Here is a 1,896-nt window from a genome sequence, read left to right as displayed (position 1 = left end):
TTTTAGGTCATATTATTAGTAGTTATCCTAATTTTACTATTTTTAATTCTCTAATCTATATTCAATTTTTTAAAGATCAATTATGCTCATCTCTAGTATAGAATATAAACAACTTAGATACTTAACTTATCATAGAGATGTAGTTAAATTTGATAACTATAATAGATATACAATTCCTAAGAAAAAAGGTGGAGTCCGTAATATTGCAGCACCTAAGAAAGTTTTAAAGGGAGTTCAAAGAAAAATTTTAGATGAGATATTAAAAAATAAGATAAAAATAAGTGACTCAGCTAATGGTTTTATAAAGGGAAGATCTATTGTTAGTGGAGCAGAAAAACATAAAGATTCTAATGTAGAATTATTAATAAATATGGATTTAGAGAATTTCTTTCCTACTATAACTTTTGAAAGAGTACGTGGTATGTTTATGAAGTTTGGATATAGTGGATATGTATCTTCTCTTTTAGCAATGATATGTACATATTGTGAGCGTATGGAGATGGAAGTTAAAGGTGAAAATGTATATGTAAAAACAAGTGAAAGAATACTTCCACAAGGTTCGCCAGCGAGTCCTATGATTACTAATATAGTATGTTCTAAGCTAGATAATAGACTTAATGGACTTGCATCTAAATATGAATTTACTTATTCAAGGTATGCAGATGATATGAGTTTTAGCTTTAATAAAGGAAATAAAGTATTAGATGATGCTAAAGATAGTTTAAATGTTGGAAAGATATTAGGTATTATATCTAAGATAATTAAAGAAGAGGGATTTTCTATAAATGAAGAAAAAACTAAATTCTTAAGAAAGAATAATAGACAGGCTATAACAGGGATTGTTATAAATAATGGAGAAATTGGTGTGCCTAAAAAATGGGTTAAAAACTTAAGGGCAGCAGTATTTAATGGGTCTAAATTAATAGAGAATGGCTCTATATTGCCTTGTGATCTTGTGAGTGAAATAAAAGGTAAATCATCCTGGCTTTCTTGCGTAAATAGGGAAAGGTATTTAAAAATCATCGAAGAATGTGAAAAAATTATAAGGTTTAAAGGATAATTAGGTAGAAAAAACAAGAAAAAATGTTGACTAATAACAAGTAAGTGGTACAATATGTTTATGGTAATAAAAAGTAAAAAATAAATTTTCTGGCTTTTTTACTGCAGTGCTCCGCTGTGGTCGTAGTTAGTCTAGAATACATCATTAAGTTATGCGCAATTTAGCTCCACACACTAACTGTGCACATTTAAAACCTAGCCTTCGGTTATGTGACAGTTAGTATGTTCCGCCTAAGTGTCATAACAGAATATTGTGAATTGTTAGCAGAAAATTTATTGTGTTTTAAGCTGTATGCTGTTGAACCGTGTATCAATAGTGTGCAGCTTTTTTTGTATAAACCAAATATAAAATTTCTTTAAGAGGGAGCGCTATTTATTATAAGTTTTCATTAGTAGGTTAAAAAGAAAAAATGTAGAGATAGAAAAGGAACGGAAAATAAAATAACTAGATTTCATTTTAATATGAGCTTATTTTACTTTTAGAAACTTTTTGATGCTTAACAAAGTTACTTTTTGACTAAAAAGCATGGCATTAGTAACTTTGTTTTATTTTCAAATAATAAATACAAATAAAATTTGTTTTTTTTAAAGATTAATGATAGTTAAAGCGAAAATAAGGATATTACTAGTGTTTAGTAGGCTTTTGTTAAGCATATTTCATGGCATATAATAAGATGAAATAAAAAAAATAAAAAAAGTTTAAAAAAAGTGTTGCTATTTGGTGAGTATGATGTTATTATAAATGAGTCGCAAGGAGTGGCAAACAAATTGGTCTTTGAAAATTGAACAGATATAGATAAAGTTAAGAACCAGCAATTCTTTTATGAGTAAGTTTTT

Annotated in this window: 1 protein-coding gene; it reads left to right on the top strand. The window is 27.6% G+C overall.

Features of this window, described 5'->3' with window-relative positions; genetic code table 11:
• Positions 1 to 82 precede the first annotated feature (82 nt).
• Positions 83 to 1,060, top strand: a complete 978-nt coding sequence (locus BM384_RS16955; protein WP_090015429.1) for a reverse transcriptase family protein — start codon at positions 83 to 85, stop codon at positions 1,058 to 1,060.
• Positions 1,061 to 1,896: the final 836 nt, after the last annotated feature.

Origin of the sequence: Clostridium sp. DSM 8431, assembly GCF_900116755.1 — a bacterium.
Lineage (GTDB): Bacteria > Bacillota > Clostridia > Clostridiales > Clostridiaceae > Clostridium.
Note: the sequence above shows the minus strand (reverse complement) of the source record. Positions and strands in the feature narration are given on the sequence as shown.

Coding starts and splice junctions, on each gene's coding strand:
- BM384_RS16955 (WP_090015429.1), top strand. CDS start 83: ATGCTCATCTCTAGTATAGAATATAAACAACTTAGATACTTAACTTAT.